This window comes from Microbacterium sp. P5_B6 (assembly GCF_056400345.1).
This window is the reverse complement of record NZ_JBFULL010000009.1, coordinates 38,563-58,749: the sequence shown is the minus strand read 5'-3', so window position 1 is coordinate 58,749 and position 20,187 is coordinate 38,563. Positions and strand designations below refer to the sequence as shown.

Here is a 20,187-nt window from a genome sequence, read left to right as displayed (position 1 = left end):
TGTCCCACTTTCTGCGTCCTGGAGGGCGGGCGGAGTGCAGAAATCGGGACATGCAACAACGCAGAGTGACGGAACGCAACGGAGGCACGGCATGACCTCGTACACGATCCCCAGCGTCGTGGCGCAGCATCCCCGCGGGGATCGCATCATGGACGTCTACTCGCACCTGCTCACCGAGCGGGTCGTCTACCTCGGCACGGGCATCGACGCGGGCGTGGCGAACGCCCTCATCGCTCAGCTGCTGCACCTCGACGCCGACAACCCCGACCGCGACATCCAGCTGTACATCAACTGCGAGGGCGGCGACCCGGCGGCGATGCTCGCGGTCTACGACACGATGCAGCACGTGAGGCCGGATGTCGCGACGACCGTGGTCGGGCAGGCGATCGGCGTCGGCGCCGTGATGCTCGCTGCGGGCGCGGCCGGCAAGCGCGCGGTGCTGCCGCACGCCCGGGTCGTGCTGCACCAGCCTGCGGGGCAGGGGCGCGGTGCGATCCCGGACCTCATCCTGCAGGCCGACGAGCTGGTGCGGGTGCGCGGCGACGTCGAGCGGATCCTCGCCCGCCACACCGGGCAGGACGTCGCCAAGCTCCGCACCGACACGGATCGAGACCGCATCTTCACGGCTCCGGATGCTGTCGCCTACGGCCTTGCCGACCTCGTGCTGGAGCGGGGTGGAGTGGCCCAGGGCTGACCTCGGTCTGCGCAACTCCGGAAGAATCGCGCGCCGCGCCGCCCGTCGGCCTGTCATCCCGGGGCCGGTCGGGAGCCCGGTGTGCGATTCGACGGAGTTCTGCAGAGGGGACGGGCGCGGMCAGGCGGCGACCGGCGCGGMCGGCCGCGGCGCGGCGGGCGCGGGGCGGCGCGGCATTGGGCTGACCTCGGTCTGCATAACTCCGGAAGAATCGCACGCCGCGCCTGTCGCGGGCCTGTCATCGCGGGGCCGGTCGGGAGCCCGGTGTGCGATTCGACGGAGTTCTGCAGAGGGGACCGGCCCGGCTAGGCCGCGAGGGTGTAGCCGGCACGGCAGCCGACGGCTGCGCGCTCAGCCGTGCGAGCGCGCAGGTCGTCGGCGACCCCCAGCGTGAGGTCGACGAGCGTCACGTCGAGCGCTCCGGCGACAGCGGCGATCATCTCGCTGGAGGGCTCCTTGAGCCCGCGCTCGATCTCGGAGAGGTACTGGGGCGAGACGCCGGCGCGATCAGCCGTGTCGGCGAGGCGCTCGCCGCGCTCGTGCCGGAGGCGGCGGAGGAGATCACCGAGCGCATCGCGCCACAACGGCTCGAGCGCCTGTGCTTCGCGGGGCTTCTTCGTCGGCAGCGGGATGATCTCGGCCATGGGGTCACGATAGATCCCGGATGCCGGCGGCTCACAGCCCTTCCGCTCTGAGCAGAACGGGAGGGGCGGGGTGGGGGAGGATGGACCGGTGACCGACCTGCTGCCTGACGCGCGCTACCTCGTGCTCGCGAGCCGGCTGATCCCCGACCGTGACGGCGGCTTCACGATCTCGGTGCTGCGCCGCGCGCTCGACATGGCGGCGACGGGCGCCGATCCGCTCCTCCTCACGATCGACCCGGGAGAGAGCGCAGACCACGACGCCGACCGCGCCGAGTGGGTGCGCCGCGGGCTGCTCCCCCATCCGGACCGGCTGCGGAACCTCTTCGACGATGCCCGTACCGACCCTTCCTGGCTGCGCGATGCCGCGCTCTCGGAGCCGATCCCCGAATACGAGGGGGAGTATCGCGCCATCCTCGGGGATGACGGCCGGACCGTGCTCGAGCTGCCGGTCATCAGCGGCGACCCGGCCTGGCATCTCGCCGGGGCGCCCGTCCGCGTCTGGAACGACGCTGGCGCGGCCGGCTGGCTGCCGGGCTTCGCGGGGCTCTACCGCGCCTGGATCAACAGCATCACCGCACCGCTGGACGAGCCCGTCGTGCTCGTCTGCGAAGCGCGTCAGGTGGGGGAGGCGCTTGTCGCCGCCGGTCAGCCGGCGCTGGACCCCGGCATCCGGATCCTCCACACCACCCACGCCTGCCACGTGCTGGCTCCCTTCACCTGGGATTCGCCGATGGATGCCGCGTGGCAGCGCTGGTTCCATGTCGCCGACCGCTTCGACGCCGTGCTCTGGCTCACCGAGAGCCAGCAGCGGGATGTCGAGCGGCGGGTGGGGAGCGGCATCCGCTCGGCTGTCGTGCCGCACCCGGCTCCGCAGTCATCCGGTCTCGCGCCCGACCCCGTGCCCGGCCGCATCCTCGTGCTCAATTCGCTCATCCCTCGCAAGCGGGTCGACCACGCGATCAGGGCGCTCGCCGCGGTTCACGAGCACCGTGCCGAAGCCCATCTGCACGTCTACGGCGACGGTGCGCAGCGCGCCGAGCTCGAAGCGCTCGCCGCCGAGCTCGGGATCGCGGATGCCATCGAGTTCAAGGGCCACGCCTCGGACACCGCCCTGGCGTGGTCGGAAGCGGACGTCTTCGTCCTGGCGAGCACGAACGAAGGTCAGCCGCTGGTCGTCCTCGAGGCGCTCGCCGCGGGCGTGCCGGTCGTGAGCTATGACATGCCGTATGGCCCTCGCGACACGCTCCGCCAGGGGGGCGGGATGCTCGTGCCCGACGGGGACGTCTCCGCCCTCGCCACCACGCTCGGCGAAGTCATCGGCGACCGCGCCCTGCGCGCCCGTCTCTCCGTGGACGCGCTCGCCGCCGCGAAGATCATGGACGTCGGGGCCTCGATGCAGGCGATGGGCGACGCCGTGCGGGCCGCTCTTCAGAGTCCTGTCGGCGGGTCAGCTCGGCAGGATGGCGAGGCGCGGCCGTCCGTCGGTCATTCCTGACCCGGCCACACCTTGCCCGCCCACGGATCGTAGTCGGCCAGGAGCGGGCCCTGCGCGGGGCGCTCGGCCTCGGGAACGTGCTGCAGGTTGATCCGAACGCGGTACCAGAGCGAACTCGAGCCGCGCATCCCGTCGATCATCACGTCCGCGGGGTTCAGGTGCGGCACGACCTCGCGGTGCTGCTCGTTCCAGGCCTGCAGCGCCGCGAGGGCTTCGGATTTCTGCTTCGTCCGGGCGATCTCGATGAGCGGCATCGTCGAGACGCGCCGACCGGTGCCGTCCCCTGCCCGCGGCGGCTTCTCGGCCGGGCCCAGCTCCTTCGCGAGGGCGAGCAGGCCATCGAGGGTTCCGACGGCGTCGTCGATGCCGGCGTGCGGATCTCCGCGTTCGGCGAACCGGGCGGGAATCGTCCGCACCGTGAACTCCTCGGGCCGGCACTCTCCGACCTCATCCCAGCCGAGCGGTGTCGAGACCCGCGCATCGGGCAGCGCCCGCACGGAGTAGGCCGAGGCGACGGTGCGATCCTTGGCGTTCTGGTTGAAGTCGACGAACACGCTCTCGCCCCGCTCCTCCTTCCACCAGCGCGCGGTCGCCAGGCCGGGCGCACGATTCTCGACTTCGCGCGCGAGCGTCTCGGCCGCGAGGCGGACGTCGCGGAAATCCCACTGCGGGGCGATCCGCACGAGGATGTGAAGTCCCCTCGAGCCGCTCGTCTTGGGCCAGCCGACGAGGCCGCAGTCGTCGAGCACCTCTTGCGCGACCATCGCCACGTCGACGATCTGCCGCCACTCGACGCCGGGCATCGGGTCGAGGTCGATGCGCAGCTCGTCCGGGTGTTCGAGGTCCTCTGCGCGCACGGGGTGCGGGTTCAGGTCGAGGCAGCCGAGGTTGACAACCCACGCGAGGCCGGCGGCATCCCGGATCACCGCCTCTTCAGCCGATCGACCCGAGGCGTAGTGCAGGGTTGCGGTCTCGATGTAGTCCGGGTGGTTCTCGGGCACGCGCTTCTGGAAGAAGGGCTCGGCGTCGATGCCCTTCACGAAGCGCTTGAGCACCATCGGGCGCCCGGCGGCGCCACGCAGGGCACCCTCGGCGACCGCGAGGTAGTACTCGACGAGCTCGAGCTTGGTCACCCCGACTTCCGGGAACACGATCTTGTCGGGGCTCGAGACGCGGACGTCGCGGCCCTCGACCTCGAGGAAGGCTTCGGACTTGGACGACGGACTCACGGGGCCAACGCTACGGCGCGGACGGATGCCGGGGCCAGGGGTTGCGGACGAGCTCTGCACCGAACTCAGGCTGAACGGGTGGTTCGAGCGGCTTGCCGGCGTAAAAGCGCATCTCAGCCTGAGTTGGTACCACCGTGAGCCGGAAGGAGGGCGCCGGCGGAGCGGCGGGGAGGGAGGCCGCGACCGCGGGTTCGGGCGCGTCCGGTGAAGAACTCAGGCTGAGCGGGCAATTCGGGCGGCTTGGGGGCGCGAAAGGGCATCTCAGCCTGAGTTCGTACCACCGTGAGCCGGAGGGAGGCCGCCCGCCGAGCGGCGGGGACGCGCGCGGGGACGGCGGGTGCCCGTTGCGCCCGGGAACGAAGAAGGGCCGCCCGACGGGGACGGCCCTTCTTGCGCAGACAGAGTGACTAGTTGCTGCCCCGCAGGATCGCGAGGATGCGCAGGATCTCGATGTACAGCCACACGACCGTCACCATGATGCCCCACGCGCCGAGCCAGCCGAGCTGACGCGGTGCGCCGTTGCGGACACCCCGCTGGATCTGGTCGAAGTCGAGCACGAGCGAGTACGCCGCCATGATGACGACGAGGACGCCGATGATGAGGCCGAGGGGGATGCCGAAGACCTCCTGGCTGTAGATGCCGAACGGGCCGGCTGCCATCGGAACGTTGAAGAGCATCAGGCCCACGTTGATGAGGGCGAACACGAGGTAGCCGATCATCGCGATCATGAACACCTTGGTGGCGCGCTTGGAGGCACGCACCTTGCCGCTCGCGAACAGCGCCAGCGTCACGCCGACGACAGCGAGCGTCGCGATCGTCGCCTGGACGACGATGCCGGGCCACAGGAACTCGAAGTATGCCGAGATGGCGCCGACGAAGATGCCCTCGAACAGCGCGTAGCCGAAGATCAGCGCGGGGCGGATCTTCTTGCGCGAACCGAAGGCGATGACCATCGCGAGCACGAAGCCGCCGAGCGCCCCGACGATCCACGGCGTCATTGTGGGGTAGGGGTTCGCCACCGTGACCGGCGACATGGTCCACACCCAGCCGCCGACAGCGGCGACGAGGAGGACGGCGAAGAGCCCGAGGGTCTTGAGGACGGTGTCCTCGACCGTCATGCGGCCGGTGTCGATGGCGTTCGCCGACGGAGCGACGAAGGCGCCTTCGAGTTGCGCATTGGCGGCGGCATTCACTCCCGCGTGCGACGTCGAGGCGTACTGTGTCGGGCCGCCCAGGTTGGCAGCCTGCGGGCCACCCGGGTAGGTCTTGACGGCGCGCGGGTCTTGGAAGGCGGGGTTGTTGAATGCGGGGTTAGACGACGCCATTCCCGATCACACTCCATAAGTAGGTTGCAGCACGGTGCTGTGGCTCAACGATAACCGAATCAGGGCACCCTTCCTCCGGTCTGGTCTGTGAGACCCCTTTGAGGGAGCGACACCGAGGACGTGGGCATGCGACCGCGGACTACCCTGGGGCGCATGCCGCGTCCTCGCCCACTCGTCATCGGGCATCGCGGTGCTCCCGGTTACCGGCCCGAGCATTCCCGCTCCTCGTACGACCTCGCACTGGCCATGGGGGTCGATGCCGTCGAGCCCGACATCGTGGTCTCGCGCGACGGCGTGCTCGTCGTGCGGCACGAGAACGAGATCGGCTCGACGACGGATGTCGCCACCCGGCCCGAATTCGCGGATCGACGCACGACGAAGACCGTGGACGGCGCGGACCTCACCGGCTGGTTCACCGAGGACTTCACGTGGGATGAGCTCGCGACGCTGCGCTGCCGGGAGCGGCTGCCCAAGATCCGGCAGACGAGCGCGACTTTCGACGATCAGCAGCGCATCCTCAGCCTGCGCGATGTGCTCGACCTCGTGCGGGATGCCTCGCTCGAGCAGGGACGCGAGATCGGCGTCGTCCTCGAGATCAAGCACGCGACCTACTTCGGCGGCCTGGGCTGGGACCTGGCCGCCCTCATCGACGACGAGCTCCACGCCGCCGGCTGGGCGAGCGGCGAGCTGCCGCTGATCATCGAGTCGTTCGAGTCGACGGTGCTCGGGCAGCTGCGGGAGCGCGGCATCCGGGGCGCCTACATCTATCTGCTCGAGTCGGGTGGGCGTCCGTTCGACCTCGCCTCGGTGCAGGGCAAGGCCGCGCTCACGTATGCGCAGACGGCGGCGCCGGCGGGGCTCGACGCGCTCATCGGCAATGTCGACGGGATCAGCGTCGATCGCCGCATGATCCTCGCGCCCGACCGGCTGGGCCGGATCACGGGGCCGACCGACGTCGTCGCGGACGCGCACGCGCGCGGGCTGCAGGTGTTCACCTGGACCTGTCGGCCCGAGAACGCCTTCCTCGTCGGGCAGTTCCGAGGGAAGGGCGGCCCGTCCGCGTTCGGCGACTGGGAGTCGGAGTGGTCGGTGATCCGGGATGCCGGCATCGACGGCGTCTTCGTCGACCACCCGGATCTGGGCGTCGAGTTCTTCCGCGCCTGAGTTGCGCGTGGCCGCTGGGCGGCGGCATCCCGTGCACAACGGCGGGGAATGCGGGCGACGCGCCGACCCGTGGCCCGCGCGCCGCGCACGATCCCCGCGGTTGTGTACAAGCCCCTCGGAATCAGGGGGATCCCGGAACCGCGCGCGAGGCCTGAGCTGCATCCGGTCAGAGGGGCGGCTCGACTCGGCGCTGCCGGCATCCTGTGCACAACGGCGGGGATTTCGGGCGACGCGCCGACCCCTGTCCCGCGCGCCGGGCACGATCCCCGCCGTTGTGTACATCCCTCGAAATCAGCCCGCGTTGCCACCAACGCGCACGCTCCGCAAGCCCCTGCCGATTGCTGTGAGGCGGACCGATGATCGGAGGCAGCGCCTGCCTGAGGTTTGCGCGTCATGAGGACGCTCCCGACGCAGGGCAGGCCGGAGAACGAGAGCGGGGGAGCGCATGGTCGACAGGATCGCCGACATCTGGGGAGGACGGACCCCCTTCGGTCGTGGACAGGACTGGCCCATCCGTGTCGATCAGAAGCTTGCGGAGGGCCTCGGGGACGAGGACGTCGACCGGTGGGTGCAGTCGGCGTGCACCCTCTGCAGCAACGGCTGCGCGTGCGACATCGCCGTCAAGGACGGCCGCATGGTGGGAGTGCGGGGCCGTGCCGGCGACCGCGTGAACCACGGCCGCCTCGGCCCCAAGGGACTCTTCGGATCGTGGCAGGGAGTGAGCAACCCCGATCGGCTGACCAAGCCCCTGATCCGCGTCGACGGGGAGCTCGTCGAGACGGACTGGGACACCGCCATGACGCGGATCGTCGAGCGCAGCCGCGCGCTGCTCGACGAGAAGGGGCCGCTCAGCCACGCCTTCTACACGAGCGGACAGCTCTTCCTCGAGGAGTACTACGCGCTCGCGATCGTGGGCAAAGCCGGAATCGGCACCCCGCACATGGACGGCAACACGCGCCTGTGCACCGCGACCGCGGCGACCGCCATGAAGGAGAGCTTCGGAGCTGACGGCCAGCCGGGCACGTACGAGGACATCGACCACTGCGACGCGATCTTCCTCTACGGCCACAACATGGCGGAGACGCAGACGGTGCTCTGGGCGCGGGTGCTCGACCGCCTCGCGGGCCCTGACCGCCCGCTCGTGGTGTGCGTCGACCCCCGCGACACCGAGGTCGCCCGCGTCGCCGACGTGCATCTGCCCATCAAGCCGGGCACCAATGTGGCGCTCATGAACGGCCTGATCCGCGAGGTCATCGCGAACGGCTGGGTTGACGAGGACTATGTCGCGGCGCACACCGTGGGCTTCGACGCGCTCCAGAAGGCGATCGCGCCGTGGACCCCCGAGGCCGTTGCCGAGACGTGCGCAGTGAGCGCCGACGACGTGCGCGAGGCCGCGCGCATCTTCGGGACGAGCGAGCGCGTGCTCTCGACCGTGCTCCAGGGCTTCTACCAGTCCAACCAGGCGACCGCCGCCTCGTGCCAGGTCAACAACCTGCACCTGCTGCGCGGGATGCTGGGCGCCCCGGGCTGCGGCATCCTTCAGATGAACGGTCAGCCCACAGCGCAGAACAATCGCGAGTGCGGCGCGGACGGCGACCTTCCCGGCTTCCGCAACTGGAGCAACTCCTCGCACGTCAAGGAGCTCGCGGCGCTCTGGGACGTCGACCCCGCCGTCATCCCGCACTGGGCGCCTCCCACGCACGCGATGCAGATCTTCCGCTACGCCGAGCAGGGGAGTGTCGAGTTCCTGTGGGTGTCGGCGACGAACCCCGCCGTCTCGCTGCCCGAACTCGAGCGGATCCGCGGCATCCTGGCGAAGGAGAGCCTCTTCCTCGTGGTGCAGGATCTCTACCTCACGGAGACGACCGCCTACGCGGATGTGGTCCTGCCGGCCGCGGGCTGGGGAGAGAAGACGGGCACCTTCACGAATGCCGACCGCGTGGTGCACCTGTCCGAGAAGGCCGTGGACCCGCCGGGCGAAGCGCGAAGCGACCTCGACATCTTCCTGGACTATTCGCGGCGGATGGGCTTCACGACCCTGTCCGGGCGCCCCCTGCTGGAATGGGACGGGCCGGAGGACGGTTTCCGCGCCTGGCAGGAGTGCAGTCGCGGCCGCCCCTGCGACTACACGGGTCTCAGCTACGAGCGTCTGAGGGGGCCGAGCGGCATCCCCTGGCCGTGCAACGACGAGCACCCCGACGGGCTCGAGCGGCTGTACAGCGACGGGGTGTTCCCGAGCGAGCCGGACTACTGCGAGAACTTCGGGCACGACCTCGTGACCGGAGCGGAACTCGGCGAGGAGAAGTTCCGCGCACTCGAGACCCACGGCCGCGCGATCATCAAGGCGGCGAAGTACTCTCCGCCGCACGAGCCGCCCGACGCCGCCTATCCGCTGATCTTCACCAACGGGCGGACGGCCTATCACTTCCACACCCGCACCCGCACCGGCCGCGCTCGTCAGCTGAACCGTGCCGCCCCCGCCGCCTGGGTCGAGTTGTCGCAAGCGGATGCCCAGCGCCTCGGCGTCGGCGAAGGCGACATCGTCGGCGTCCACTCCCGTCGCGGCACCATCATCGCTCCGGCCCGCGTCGGCGATGTGCGCGAGGGCACGGTGTTCGCCCCCTTCCACTACGGGTACTGGGATGCCGGTGATTCTGCGCCGGACGGCAGGCCCACTGCTGCGAACGAGCTGACGATCACCGAGTGGGACCCCGTGTCGAAGCAGCCGCTGTTCAAGAACGCGGCGGTGCGGGTCGAGTGGCTGTCAGCTGCCGATGCACCCGCACCCGCTCCGACCACCACGGCATCGCGGCCCGCCGCACCCACCGCGGTTCCCGCAACGGTCGGGGGAGCGGATGCCGACGCCGGCGAGCGGATCGCGCCGACGTCACCGATAAGGGGCGAGCGGATGACGCCGACGTCCCCGATGCGGGGCGAGCGGATAACGCCGACGTCCCCGATGCGGGGCGAGCGGATCGCGCCGACGTCACCGATGAGGAAGGAATCCTGATGCTGCTGCCGGTCTACCTCGGTCTCCTCGAAGGATCCGAGAGGGCGCTCGCCGAATCGTTCCGCGAGGTCGCGCGGGGTCACGGCGACGAGCCCGACGTGTTCCATCTCTGCCAGACGCTCGCGGCGAAGTGCGACGAGCATGTCGCGGCCCTCGCCCCGGTCATCGAGCGGTACGGCGAGAAGCCCGCGGATGAGCCCGAGCGGCTGCACGCGGCGGGGCTCTCGTCCACGCGCAGCGGGCCCCTCGGCCTGCTGCGCGACCTGCAGGACCTCTACCTTCTGGCGAGCCTGGTCGACATCACCTGGACCGCCGTCAAGCAGGCCGCAGAGGGCCTGCGCGACAGCGAGCTGGTGGGCATCGTCCAGGACTGCGAGGGTGAGACGACAGTGCAGCTCGCGTGGCTCAGCACGCGACTGAAGCAGGCGGCGCCGCAGGCGCTGATCGTGGCATCATGAGCGCGCCCAGCCTGCTCGAGCGGTCGAAGGAGCGGTTCGGCGCCGTCGGCGCCGCCGGGTACGCGGTCGTGCTCACCATCGTCGTGCTCGCCGCGACAGGGGTCGTCGGACTGCTGACGCACCAGCCGTGGCTCTTCCCCAGTCTCGGTCCCACGGTGATGCTGTTCTTCGAGGCTCCGGAGCAGCCGGCGTCCCGCCCGCTGAACACGATCGTGGGGCACGGCGTCGGCATTCTGGCCGGAATCGCCTGCTTCCTGGCCTTCGGGCTCGCCGGGCAGCAGCCGGCACCCATCGGAGGCCTGACCCCCGGTTACGTGATGGCCGGGACGCTGTCGGTCGTGCTCACCACCCTGGTGCTGACGCTGCTCAAGCTGCCGCATCCGCCGGCCGGGGCATCCACGCTGATCGTGAGCCTGGGAATCCTGACGACGCTCCCCCAGCTGCTCTCGATGATGGGCGCGGTGATCCTCATCACCATTCTGGGCTGGGGGCTCAATGTGCTGCTCGGCACACGACCGGCGAAGATGAAGGCGGAACAACAGTGACGGATGAACGAAGCGCGCAGCCGGCGAAGACCAGAGGGGCACAGCAGTGACCGATACGCCCAGCGGGCAGCCGGAGAAGGGCGTCGCGGGGGAACTCGCACAGGACCGGGTGGTCGGTGGTAAGGACCTCGCCACCTGGTACACCCCGTTCGGGCGCAGGCTCGCCGCCCTCGCGCATCGGATCGATGCGTGGCTCGGACCCCATGCCACTCTTGTCGTCACGCTGCTCATCGGCATGGTCGCCGTGGTCGCTCTCGCGGCGGCCGCTGCCCAGGTGTACGAGGCCGTGACCGAATCCGACGGTGTCGCGGGCCTCGACGAGCCGATGCTCGACGCCGCGATCGGCATCCGCTCGCCCTGGCTCAATGTCGCCGCAACGGCCTTCACCGACCTGGGCGGCGTCATCGTCATGCCGATCATCGCCATCGTCGTGATGGTCGTGCTCGCCCTCCGGCGGCGCTCCTGGACCCCGGTGATCCTGATCCTCGCGGCGGGCACGGGGTCGCTCCTGATGACGGTCGTGGGCAAGCGGCTGATCGGCCGGACGCGTCCGTCGCTCGCCGACGCGGTGCCTCCCTTCGAGAGCTCGCCCTCGTTCCCCAGCGGCCACACGCTCAACGCCGTGGTGATCGCGGGGATCATCGCGTACCTCCTCATCCTGCGCCGGCACCATCAGTGGAGCAGGATCACGATCGGCGCCGTCGCCTTCGCCTTCGCACTGACCATCGCGTCGACACGGGTGTATCTCGGGCACCACTGGTTCACCGATGTCCTTGCGGCCTTCTGCCTCGGCCTCGCCTGGCTCGCGCTCGTGATCACCGCGCATCGCCTCTACCTGACGGTGCGGAAGACCCGCGAGCAGCGGATCGGGCACGATCCCGATGCCCGGGATCCCGGAACGGTGGCCGTCGAGGGGGCATGAGGGCCCAGAATCGAGGCATGACCAGCAGCCGCATCGTCTTCCTCGACGTCGACGGAACGCTCGTCGGCCACGACCAGCAGCTCTCCCCCGCGGTCGCCGAGGCGGTCAGGCTTGCCCGCGCCAACGGGCATCTGCTCTTCCTGAGCACCGGACGTTCGCCCGTCGAGATCCCCGCCAATGTGACGGATCTCGGTTTCGACGGAGTGATCTCGGCGAGCGGCGGATTCATCGAGCACGGCGGAGAGCTCGTGGGGCGCAGCACGATGCCCGCTGCAGCTGTCGACGAGCTGTCCGAGCTGTTCCATGCGCGCGGGGTCGAGTACGCGATGCAGGGATACGAGGGCGTCTACCCCAGCCAAGGCCTGCTCGAGCGCCTGACGCCGATCTTCGGCCGGATCGGCATCCATCTCGGCGATGACGAGGGCGAGGGTGCGCGCATGGCGCGGGAGTTCACCTACCGCGGTCCCGCACCCCGTGACGCGGTCGCGAAGGCGAGCTTCTTCGGCGAGCACGAGACGACCTTCGCGCAGGTCCGGGATGCTGTCGGCGACCGCTTCCACGTCATCACCGGCACCATCCCGTACCTCGGCGAGGCCGGCGGTGAGGTGACCCTCGCCGGGATAAACAAGGGCTCGGCGGTGGTCCGGCTCGTGCAGAAGCTCGGCCTCAGCATGGCCGACACCGTCGCGATCGGAGACAGCGCCAACGACCTCGAGATGTTCGACGTGGTGGCGCTCGCGATCGCCATGGGGAACGCGGATGCCGCGGTGAAGGAACGTGCGGACGAGATCACGTCCTCGGTCGACGAGGACGGCGTCGCGGTCGCGTTCCGCCTGCACGGCCTGGTCTGATCGGGCCCGCCCGGTCCGTTCGACGGGGCGGGCCTGATCAGCGTCAGCGGACGCTGAGCTCGTCTTCGCCTGCCGGGGGTGTGCTCGCATCGCCGATGCGGGCACCCGAAGCTCCAGCTCGCTGCTCGGCCTCGAGGCGCTCGGCCTCTTCGCCGCCGATCGCCTCGCCGCGCGCGACGAGCCCGGCGACGTCCGAGAGGGGGATCTCCTTGAGGAAGAGCGCCAGCACGAAGGCGACCGCGATGAACGGCACGAGGTACCAGAACACCGGGGCCAGGGCGTCCGCGTAGGCGGTGACGACGCCGTCGCGCAGAGCCTGCGGCAGGTCGTTCAGGGCGGACGGGTCGATGGTCGCGGTGGCTTCGCCGGCCTGATCGGCCGACGCTCCGGCATCGGTGAACACCTTCGTCAGGTTCTCGGTGAGGCGGGTGGTGAACAGGGTTCCGAAGACCGCGGTGCCGAGCGCCGCGCCCACTTCACGGAAGTAGTTGTTCGTCGAGGTCGCGGTTCCGATGTCGGAGGCCGGGACCGCGTTCTGAACGATCAGCACGACGACCTGCATGATGCAGCCGAGACCGACGCCGAAGAGGAACAGGTAGACGCAGATCAGCCAGATCGGAGTCGAGGCGCTGAGGGTCGTCATCAGGATCATCGCGACGCCGACGATGAACGTGCCGGCGATCGGGAAGAACTTGTAGCGGCCGGTCTTGGTGATGAGGAGTCCCGAGCCGATCGCGGTGMCCATGACGCCGACCATCATCGGGAGCATGAGCAGACCGGATGCCGCGGCCGACGTTCCCGACGACATCTGGAGGAAGGTCGGAACGAAGCCGATCGCCGCGAACATCCCGATGCCGATCGCCATGCCGATGGCGGTGGCGTTGACGAAGATCGGGTTGCGGAACATCGACAGCGGCATGATCGGGTCGGCCGCGCGGGACTCGGTGAGGATGAACAGCCCGGCGCTGAGCACGAACCCGGCGCCCCACGCCCACGTCGACCAGGAATCCCAGCCCTGCTCGGACGAGCCGCCGAAGTCGGCGAAGAAGACGATGCAGGTGGTCGCGGCAGAGAGGAAGACCACGCCCAGCCAGTCGATGGGCTTCTCGGCCTTCTTGTTCGGCAGCTTGAGGGCGAACACGGCGATGAAGAAGGCGGCGATGCCGACCGGGATGTTGATGTAGAACGCCCACTGCCAGGTGAGGTGATCGACGAAGAAGCCGCCGAGCAGGGGGCCGGCGACAGCGGCGAGGCCGAAGACCGCACCGAGCGGTCCGAGGTACTTGCCGCGCTGGTTGGCAGGCACGATGTCGGCGATGATCGCCTGCGACAGGATCATGAGCCCGCCGCCGCCGAGGCCCTGGATGGCGCGGAAGACGACGAACATCCAGAAGTCGCTCGCGAACGCGCAGCCGACCGAAGCGAGGGTGAAGATCGCGATCGCCGCGATGAAGAGGCGGCGGCGGCCGAGGACGTCACCGAGCTTGCCGTAGATCGGCATCACGATCGTCGTCGCGAGGATGTATGCGGTCGAGATCCACACCTGGTGCGAGACGCCGCCGAGTTCGCCGACGATGGTGGGCATCGCGGTCGAGACGATGGTCTGGTCGAGGCTGGAGAGCAGCATCCCCGCGATCAGCGCGGAGAAGATGATCCAGATCCGCCGCTGCGTCAGCAGGAGCGGGCTCTCGACCGACCGGGAGGTCGGAATGGTGGCGGTGGACATCACAGGGTTCCCATCAGAGTGGCTTGCGTGGCGAAGAGGTCACGCGCAGCGACGATGCGGCGCTCGAAGATGTCGATGAAGGTGTCGGAGTTGCCCGGCTGCAGGAACTCGCCCGTTGCGGCGCGCGCGATGGCGCCGACGACCTGGGCGGCGGCCTGGGCGCGGAGGTCGCCCGCGGGCAGGTTCTCGCGCTGCTCGATGAGGCGCACGTCGAACTTCTCGCTCTCGACGCCGGCCTCCAGCATCCGTCCGAGCAGCCGCGGCTCCTTGTCGACCGCTCGCAGCAGGTCGGCGACGGTGTCGGGTGCGATGTCGAGCGCCTGCCACCGCTCCTGGGCGAGCACGGCGAGGTCTGTCAGGAGGGTCGACGAGATGCGCGGACCGTTCTCGCCCGAGGTGAGGAAGTGGGCCACGGCTGCGGCATCCGAGCGGTCGAGGGGGAGGCCGAGGACCGCGTCGTCCTTGGAGGCGAAGTAGTTGAAGAAGGTGCGGCGGGACACGGCGGCCTCGCTGCACAGCTCTTCGACGGTGAAGCCGTGGAGTCCGCGCTCGGCGGTGTAGTGGCGTGCGACCCTGATCAGACTGCGAGTGGTCTCGACGCGACGACGATCGCGAAGCGAATCTGCACTATCTGACATGGAGTGTATCTTTGCACTCGGTGTGAGTTAGTGCAAATCCGGCCTCCAAGGGCCAGGCGGGGTCAGTCGAGGACGAGGACGTCTTCCGGCGACGGGATGCTGTCGAGATCCGACCACGCGTCGGTGGACGCCAGAGCCTCCGTCCGCGAGAGCAGCCCGAGCTGTGCGGCGATCTCGCCGGCGATCGCATCGGTCTGCCGCAGCGAGAGCGCGTTCGAGCGGGGGCGCGTGAAGGCGCCCGACTCGGTGAGCGAGGTGAAGGGACCCAGCGCGAACAGGCGCTCGTGCGCAGATCCGTCGTGGCGCAGGACCCGCCCCGTCGGACCGACCTCGATGCGGCCGAGCGAGCCCGCGAACGAGGCATCCGAGACGTGCAGCTCTCGTCCGTGGAAGAGCGCGAGCTGCCGCAGAGCAGGGTTCTCGCTCACCGCGGCGCCGGAGCCCGGCAGCCACGCGTCGACGAGGGTGCGCGCCGTGACCTCGCCAGGGGCCTGCGCGCTCGATGCCACGAACCCGCGGGAAGGGTCGATCCGCACGGTGACCTCGGGCCCCAGGAAATGCACGATGCCCGCGTGAGACAGCGCGACGAGCTCCTCCAGCCGGTGCGACGGGGGACCGCTCGCGAGGTAGCTGAAGAAGGTGTGCCAGGTGAGGGGCAGTGCGACCGCGCGCGAGCGGGCGCTCCAGCGTTCGGTCGGAATGTCGGCGAGGGCCATGAACGAGAAGAGGGCGGCGAGGAACACGGCCTGGGCGCTGCTGCGATCCTGGGTGGTGCGCACAGTCAGGTCGTCGGCGATGTGCCGGCGGATGCGCTCCTGAAGGTCGTCGTCCGAGACGAACGTCTCGTCGCCGAGCGGACGGTCGAACCGAGCGACATCGAAGCGATCGAGCGGATCGGGCACGAAGGCCGCTGTCGCGCGGGCGAGCGCGGGGGCGTCGTCCGCGTAGTCGCCGAGCAGACGGCGGAACTCCGCCCAGGAGCCGTGCACGCGCTCGGGGTGTCCCGTGAAGAGCTCGCGGTAGTGCGCCCAGACGAGTTCGCGGGCGATGAGGGGCCAGACGTCTGTGTCGAAGTCCACCAGACCCGGCCGATCGAGCAGGCCGCTCAGCGCCTCCTTCGTGAGGACCCCGAGCTCCGGCGGCGCTCCTTGAAGAACAGACGACACCTTGGAGCGGTAGGGCACGCCCCGCCGTGACCCCAGGTGCAGACGCGGCTCGTCTCCCGACGGCAGATACGCCAGCGTCCCGTCGGCCTTCCGGACGAAGCACCCGCCGCGCCCCTCCGTCAGCAGGACGATGAGATCCACGGCGGCGAGGCCCAGCCCTCGGATGATCGTGTCCTCGCCGGCCGCGATCGTCGAGTGGTCGGCATCCGCGGTGAAAGCGGGCGGGATGTAGGTGAGGCCGTGGCGTGCCGCCTCGTCGGCGAGCGCCGAGGTGGACTCGGCAGGCCGGCGGGCATTGTGCCCCACCGCGTACACGACGACGTCGGCCGTGAGCCGGTCGCCGCCGGCGAGCTCGATCGAGTAGCCGGCGCCCTGCTCGCTCACGGCCGTGACGGAGTCCTCGCGCCAGCGCACCGACACCGCTGCCGGCGCGGCGGCGGCCGTCGTGCGCCAGAACCAGTCCAGGTAGAAGCTCTGCAGACGACGCGTCGGAAAGCTGTCGCCCCGGAGGGAACGCACTTCATCCAGGACGCCGGCATCCTGAATGTCGACATCCTTCAGGATGCCGCTCCGCACGCGCTCCGCCCACTCGATCAGCGACGGGCCGGTCCGGACAGGACCATCGATGGTGCAGCTGTCGTCGGTGAACACCGTGACGTCCTGCGCCATGGAGTTGAGCTTGAGAAGGCCGGACTGATCGCGCCGCCAGATCCGACCCGCACCGGGCGGATGCGGATCGACGATGGTGATGTCCACCGCCGTGCTCGAGCCGTCGAGGTGCGCGAGGAGCCGCTCGAGCAGCATCGCGGCCCGTGGCCCACCCCCGACCGAGACCAGACGAATCGGGGCGGGCGCGTTCGTACGGGTCGGCTCTGCCGTCATCCGCTCACCGGCACGGGCTGCGCGACCGACGGAAGGTCGAGCAGGTCGCGGAGGGTCGCACCCTCGTCGTACGAGGTGCGGTACGAGCCCCGCTCCTGCAGGAGCGGGATGACGCGGTCGGTGAACTCATCGAGTCCGTGGGGGGTCAGGTGGCCCACGACGGTGAAGCCGTCGGTGGCGCGCTCCTGCACGTAGCGGTCGATCTCGGACGCCACGTGCTGCGGCGTGCCCACGAAGGTGTGGTTCGCCGTGATCCGGATGATCAGGTCCCGGATGCTCAGCTTCTCGGCATCCGCCACCTCGCGAAGCTTCGCGATCCGGCCGCGCACCGCCGCGTGCCGATTGGCGAAGCCCTGCGCCGACTCGGGGCCCGTGTCGGGCTCGACATCGGGCAGCGGGCCGTCGGGGTCGTAGCCGCTGAAGTCGCGGTTCCACACCTGCTCGAGGTAGGTGATCGCGGTCTCCGGCCGCACCTGGGCGAGTGCGATCTCTCGTGAGCGCTCGCGGGCCTCGTCGGCCGTGTCGCCGAGGACGAAGGTCGCCGCCGGAAGGATCTTCAGGTCGTCCTCCTCGCGGCCCACCGCGGGAAGCCGCTCCTTCACGTCGCGGTAGAACTCCTGTGCGTCCTCGAACTCGGTGTGCAGGGAGAAGATGACATCGGCGTGCTCGGTGGCGAAGTCGCGACCGTCGGCGGAGTCGCCGGCCTGGACGATCACCGGGCGGCCCTGCGGCGAGGCCGGCACGTCGAACAGCGCGTCGACGTCGAAGAGATCCGTGTGGTGGCGCGCGACCTCGACCGCGTGGTCACGCAGGAAGACGCCGGACTCGGCATCCGCCTCGATCGCATCCGCGCGCCAGGACGACCAGAGCTGCTTGGACAGCGCGGCGAACTCGCTGGCGCGGCGGTACCGATCGCCGTGGGCGAGATAGCCGCCACGACGGAAGTTGGCACCGTGGAAGGCATCCGAGCTGGTGACGGCATTCCAGCCTGCGCGGCCGTTCGAGAGGTGATCCAGGGTGCTGAGTTGCCGCGCGAGCTCGTACGGCTCGTTGAACGTGGTGCTGAGCGTTCCCACGAGACCGATGTGCTCGGTGACCGCGGCGATCGCGGCGAGGATCGCGAGCGTGTTGGGCCGGCCCAGGACGTCCAGGTCATGGATCCGCCCGCGATGCTCGCGCAGCCGGAGGCCCTCGGCGAGGAACAGGTAGTCGAACAGCCCTCGCTCGGCGTTGCGCGCGAAATGCTCGAACGACGAGAAGTCGATCTGGCTGCCGGACGAGGGATCGGTCCACACCGTCGTGTTGTTGACGCCCGGGAAGTGCGCGGCGAGGTGGATCTGTCGACGGCTCATGCGGAGACCTCCTGTGCGGCGTAGCGGCTGGCTCGACGGGGGAGGCCCAGTCGCTCGCGCAGCGTCGGTGTGGCGAGATCGGAATGGAGGATGCCGGCCGCGCTCGCGCGCGGGACGACGTGCTCGGTGATCGCCGTGAGGTCGGCGGGCAGGCGAGCCGGACGCAGGCGGACGCCGTCGACGCCTGCCTCGGCGAGAGCTCGGATCTCGGCGATCACGTCGTCGGGCGTGCCGACCACGATGCGGGCATCCGTCACGAGGGGGTCGTTCTCCTGCAGGCGGTGCCAGGCGGCCGACGCGGCGGGTGCAGTCTCCTCGATCACGACGAGCAGATCGGCGAAGACGCGCAGAGGTTCCGGCTCGAGCCGGACCTCGGATGCCGCTTCGCCGAGCTCGTCGAGGATCGCTCTGGCGTCGCCGGCATCCTGCGGCGTGATGAAGACGACATCGGCGTGCTCGGCGGCGAACCGGTAGGGGATCGTCTGATGCGCGAGCGCGGTGATGAGCGGCTGACCCTGCGGCGAACGGGGCACGATCGATGCGCCGGTGATCGAGAAGAACTCGCCGGAGAAGTCGAGGTTGTGGACCCGCTCGCGGTCGAGGAAGCGGCCCGTCTCGAGGTCGCGGATGATCGCGTCGTCCTCCCACGAGTCGGCGAGGCCGCGGATCGCCTCGACGACCTCGCCGGCCTCGCGGAACGCGGCGACCCAGGCGCCGTCGTCCTCGACGCGACCGGAGGCCGGGAAGCCCGTGGGTCCGTCGGTGCGGCGACCGAAGTTCGCGCGCTCCTGCGGCGAGGACCCCGCGACGATCCGTGCGCCCGCGCGGCCTCCGCTGGCGTGGTCGAGGGTCTGGAGCCCGGTGGCGAGGTGGAAGGGCTCGGGATGGGTCGTGGTGACGGTCGGGACCAGCCCGATCGTCTGCGTGAGGGGCGCGAGGAACGACGCGAGAAGCACGGCATCCAGTCGGCCGCGAACCCGATCGGGGCGAAGCTCGCTGTCTTCTCCGAACGAGCGTCCCTCGAGGCTCAGGGCGTCTTCGATCGTGGCGAAGGCGATCTCCGGGCGGTCGGCGCTCACGAGGAGATCGCGCCAGTACCGCGGCGAGGTCAGTTCCGTCGGGCGTGCCGACGGCTCGCGCCAGGCAGCGGGATGCCATCCCGCGCCATCGAGGGCGATCGCGATGTGCACTCGCTCGGTCATCTCCAGGGCTCCTTCCGGAAGCGCGGAACCCGCGCCCGTCACACTGTGGCGCGATGTCTCGGGCGACCCAAGTCCGCACGTCATGCGGGGTAGCGCAGCGCAACGTTCGGTTACGAAGGGGACCGCGGGAGGCGCCTGCTTCGCGGCCGCGCCGGCTGGAGGTGGCTACCGGGGTGTGCGAACGGCCGCGAACACGGTGTGCCGCCGCAGCGTGAAGCCCAGCCGCTCGTACGCGGCGATCGCCCCGACGTTGGTGGCGGCGGCATGCATCAGAGCGCGGTCACCCCTGCTCTGGATGTGGAAGGCCACATCCAGCACGAGGCGCGATGCGAGGCCCTGGCGGCGGTATTCGGCATCCGTCGCCACGGCGCTGATCTCGGTCCATCCCTGCGGGTGCAGGCGCTCGCCGGCCATCGCCACGAGGCGCCCTTCGCGTCGGATGCCGATGTAGCGGCCGAGCTCGTACGTGCGCGGGCGGAACGGGCCGGGCTGGTTGCGCTCCACGAGGGCGAGCATCTCGGGCACATCGTCCGCGCCGAGGAGGATCGCCTCGTCATCCGGACGGGTCGACAGGGCCTCGGTCTCGACGAGCTGAACGCCGGCTCCCCGCCCGAGCTCCTCCCACCCGGGCGGAAGCGCGATGTCGACGCCGTTGACGCCGATCTCGGCGCCCGGTCCGACGAGTTCGATGAGGGCATCCCACACCTGCGGGTCGTCCCACGACCGCACAGCCACGAAGGGCGCCACGTCTTCGGGGTAGCGCCGTGCCAGGTCGCCGCCGATCGCGAACGACGAGTGGGGGCCGTTGAGGGAGTGCCAGGCCGGGTTGTCGAGGACGTCGATGTCGGGCTGCAGATCGAGTCGAGAAGTCATGGGGATGTCCG

The 20,187-nt window shown here is 70.0% G+C and carries 17 protein-coding genes; 8 read left to right on the top strand and 9 right to left on the bottom strand.

The features are described 5' to 3' along the window. Window positions 1–91: 91 nt before the first annotated feature. Complete coding sequence (locus tag AC1DP3_RS13495) at window positions 92–694, top strand: ClpP family protease (RefSeq protein WP_477294077.1); 603 nt, start codon at window positions 92–94, stop codon at window positions 692–694. Window positions 695–999: 305 nt separating this feature from the next. On the opposite strand, the gene AC1DP3_RS13490 is transcribed toward AC1DP3_RS13495, so the two are convergent. Continuing rightward, on the bottom strand, window positions 1,000–1,338 hold the full coding sequence (locus AC1DP3_RS13490) for a helix-turn-helix domain-containing protein (RefSeq protein WP_477294075.1): 339 nt from the start codon (window positions 1,336–1,338) through the stop codon (window positions 1,000–1,002). A gap of 88 nt (window positions 1,339–1,426) precedes the next feature. Between AC1DP3_RS13490 and AC1DP3_RS13485 the strand changes: the two genes are divergently transcribed. After that, window positions 1,427–2,833, top strand: a complete 1,407-nt coding sequence (locus tag AC1DP3_RS13485; RefSeq protein ID WP_477294074.1) for a glycosyltransferase — start codon at window positions 1,427–1,429, stop codon at window positions 2,831–2,833. Here the strand turns inward: AC1DP3_RS13485 and ligD are convergent. Both ligD and AC1DP3_RS13475 read right to left on the bottom strand, forming a co-directional pair. Next, complete coding sequence (gene ligD, locus AC1DP3_RS13480; protein ID WP_477294072.1) at window positions 2,824–4,062, bottom strand: non-homologous end-joining DNA ligase; 1,239 nt, start codon at window positions 4,060–4,062, stop codon at window positions 2,824–2,826. The genes AC1DP3_RS13485 and ligD overlap by 10 nt on opposite strands. Window positions 4,063–4,469: 407 nt before the next feature. Next, the gene (locus AC1DP3_RS13475; protein WP_477294070.1) at window positions 4,470–5,387 is read right to left on the bottom strand and encodes a Bax inhibitor-1/YccA family protein; all 918 of its coding nucleotides are present in this window, start codon (window positions 5,385–5,387) and stop codon (window positions 4,470–4,472) included. 153 nt (window positions 5,388–5,540) lie between these two features. On the opposite strand from AC1DP3_RS13475, the gene AC1DP3_RS13470 reads away from it, so the two are divergent. The 6 genes from AC1DP3_RS13470 to AC1DP3_RS13445 all read left to right on the top strand — a co-directional run bounded on the left by AC1DP3_RS13470 (window position 5,541) and on the right by AC1DP3_RS13445 (window position 12,337). Further along, window positions 5,541–6,551, top strand: a complete 1,011-nt coding sequence (locus tag AC1DP3_RS13470) for a glycerophosphodiester phosphodiesterase family protein (protein WP_477294068.1) — start codon at window positions 5,541–5,543, stop codon at window positions 6,549–6,551. Window positions 6,552–6,996: 445 nt separating this feature from the next. Continuing rightward, window positions 6,997–9,561: a molybdopterin oxidoreductase family protein gene (locus AC1DP3_RS13465; protein WP_477294066.1), complete on the top strand. Its 2,565-nt coding sequence runs from the start codon at window positions 6,997–6,999 to the stop codon at window positions 9,559–9,561. Further along, window positions 9,561–10,019, top strand: coding sequence for a ferritin family protein (locus tag AC1DP3_RS13460; RefSeq protein WP_477294063.1), 459 nt, complete (start codon window positions 9,561–9,563; stop codon window positions 10,017–10,019). Before AC1DP3_RS13465 ends, AC1DP3_RS13460 begins: the two co-directional genes overlap by 1 nt. Beyond that, entirely contained in the window at window positions 10,016–10,564 is a 549-nt protein-coding gene (locus AC1DP3_RS13455; RefSeq protein WP_477294061.1) for an HPP family protein, read from the top strand. The genes AC1DP3_RS13460 and AC1DP3_RS13455 overlap by 4 nt, the downstream gene beginning before the upstream one ends. A gap of 46 nt (window positions 10,565–10,610) precedes the next feature. Beyond that, the gene (locus AC1DP3_RS13450) at window positions 10,611–11,486 is read left to right on the top strand and encodes a phosphatase PAP2 family protein (RefSeq protein WP_477294060.1); all 876 of its coding nucleotides are present in this window, start codon (window positions 10,611–10,613) and stop codon (window positions 11,484–11,486) included. 17 nt (window positions 11,487–11,503) lie between these two features. Beyond that, the gene (locus tag AC1DP3_RS13445; RefSeq protein WP_477294058.1) at window positions 11,504–12,337 is read left to right on the top strand and encodes a Cof-type HAD-IIB family hydrolase; all 834 of its coding nucleotides are present in this window, start codon (window positions 11,504–11,506) and stop codon (window positions 12,335–12,337) included. Between the two features lie 43 nt (window positions 12,338–12,380). On the opposite strand, the gene AC1DP3_RS13440 is transcribed toward AC1DP3_RS13445, so the two are convergent. The 6 genes from AC1DP3_RS13440 to AC1DP3_RS13415 form a co-directional block, all read right to left on the bottom strand. Then, window positions 12,381–14,063, bottom strand: a complete 1,683-nt coding sequence (locus AC1DP3_RS13440) for an MDR family MFS transporter (protein WP_477294057.1) — start codon at window positions 14,061–14,063, stop codon at window positions 12,381–12,383. After that, entirely contained in the window at window positions 14,063–14,701 is a 639-nt protein-coding gene (locus AC1DP3_RS13435) for a TetR/AcrR family transcriptional regulator (protein WP_477294055.1), read from the bottom strand. The genes AC1DP3_RS13440 and AC1DP3_RS13435 overlap by 1 nt, the downstream gene beginning before the upstream one ends. A gap of 62 nt (window positions 14,702–14,763) precedes the next feature. Continuing rightward, a complete protein-coding gene (locus AC1DP3_RS13430; protein WP_477294053.1) occupies window positions 14,764–16,749 on the bottom strand; it encodes an FAD/NAD(P)-binding protein in 1,986 nt (661 codons plus the stop codon). Next, the gene (locus AC1DP3_RS13425) at window positions 16,746–18,101 is read right to left on the bottom strand and encodes an NtaA/DmoA family FMN-dependent monooxygenase (protein WP_477294051.1); all 1,356 of its coding nucleotides are present in this window, start codon (window positions 18,099–18,101) and stop codon (window positions 16,746–16,748) included. Before AC1DP3_RS13425 ends, AC1DP3_RS13430 begins: the two co-directional genes overlap by 4 nt. After that, complete coding sequence (locus tag AC1DP3_RS13420; RefSeq protein ID WP_477294049.1) at window positions 18,098–19,303, bottom strand: LLM class flavin-dependent oxidoreductase; 1,206 nt, start codon at window positions 19,301–19,303, stop codon at window positions 18,098–18,100. The genes AC1DP3_RS13425 and AC1DP3_RS13420 overlap by 4 nt, the downstream gene beginning before the upstream one ends. Before the next feature lie 165 nt (window positions 19,304–19,468). Continuing rightward, entirely contained in the window at window positions 19,469–20,176 is a 708-nt protein-coding gene (locus tag AC1DP3_RS13415; protein WP_477294047.1) for a GNAT family N-acetyltransferase, read from the bottom strand. Window positions 20,177–20,187 lie beyond the last annotated feature (11 nt).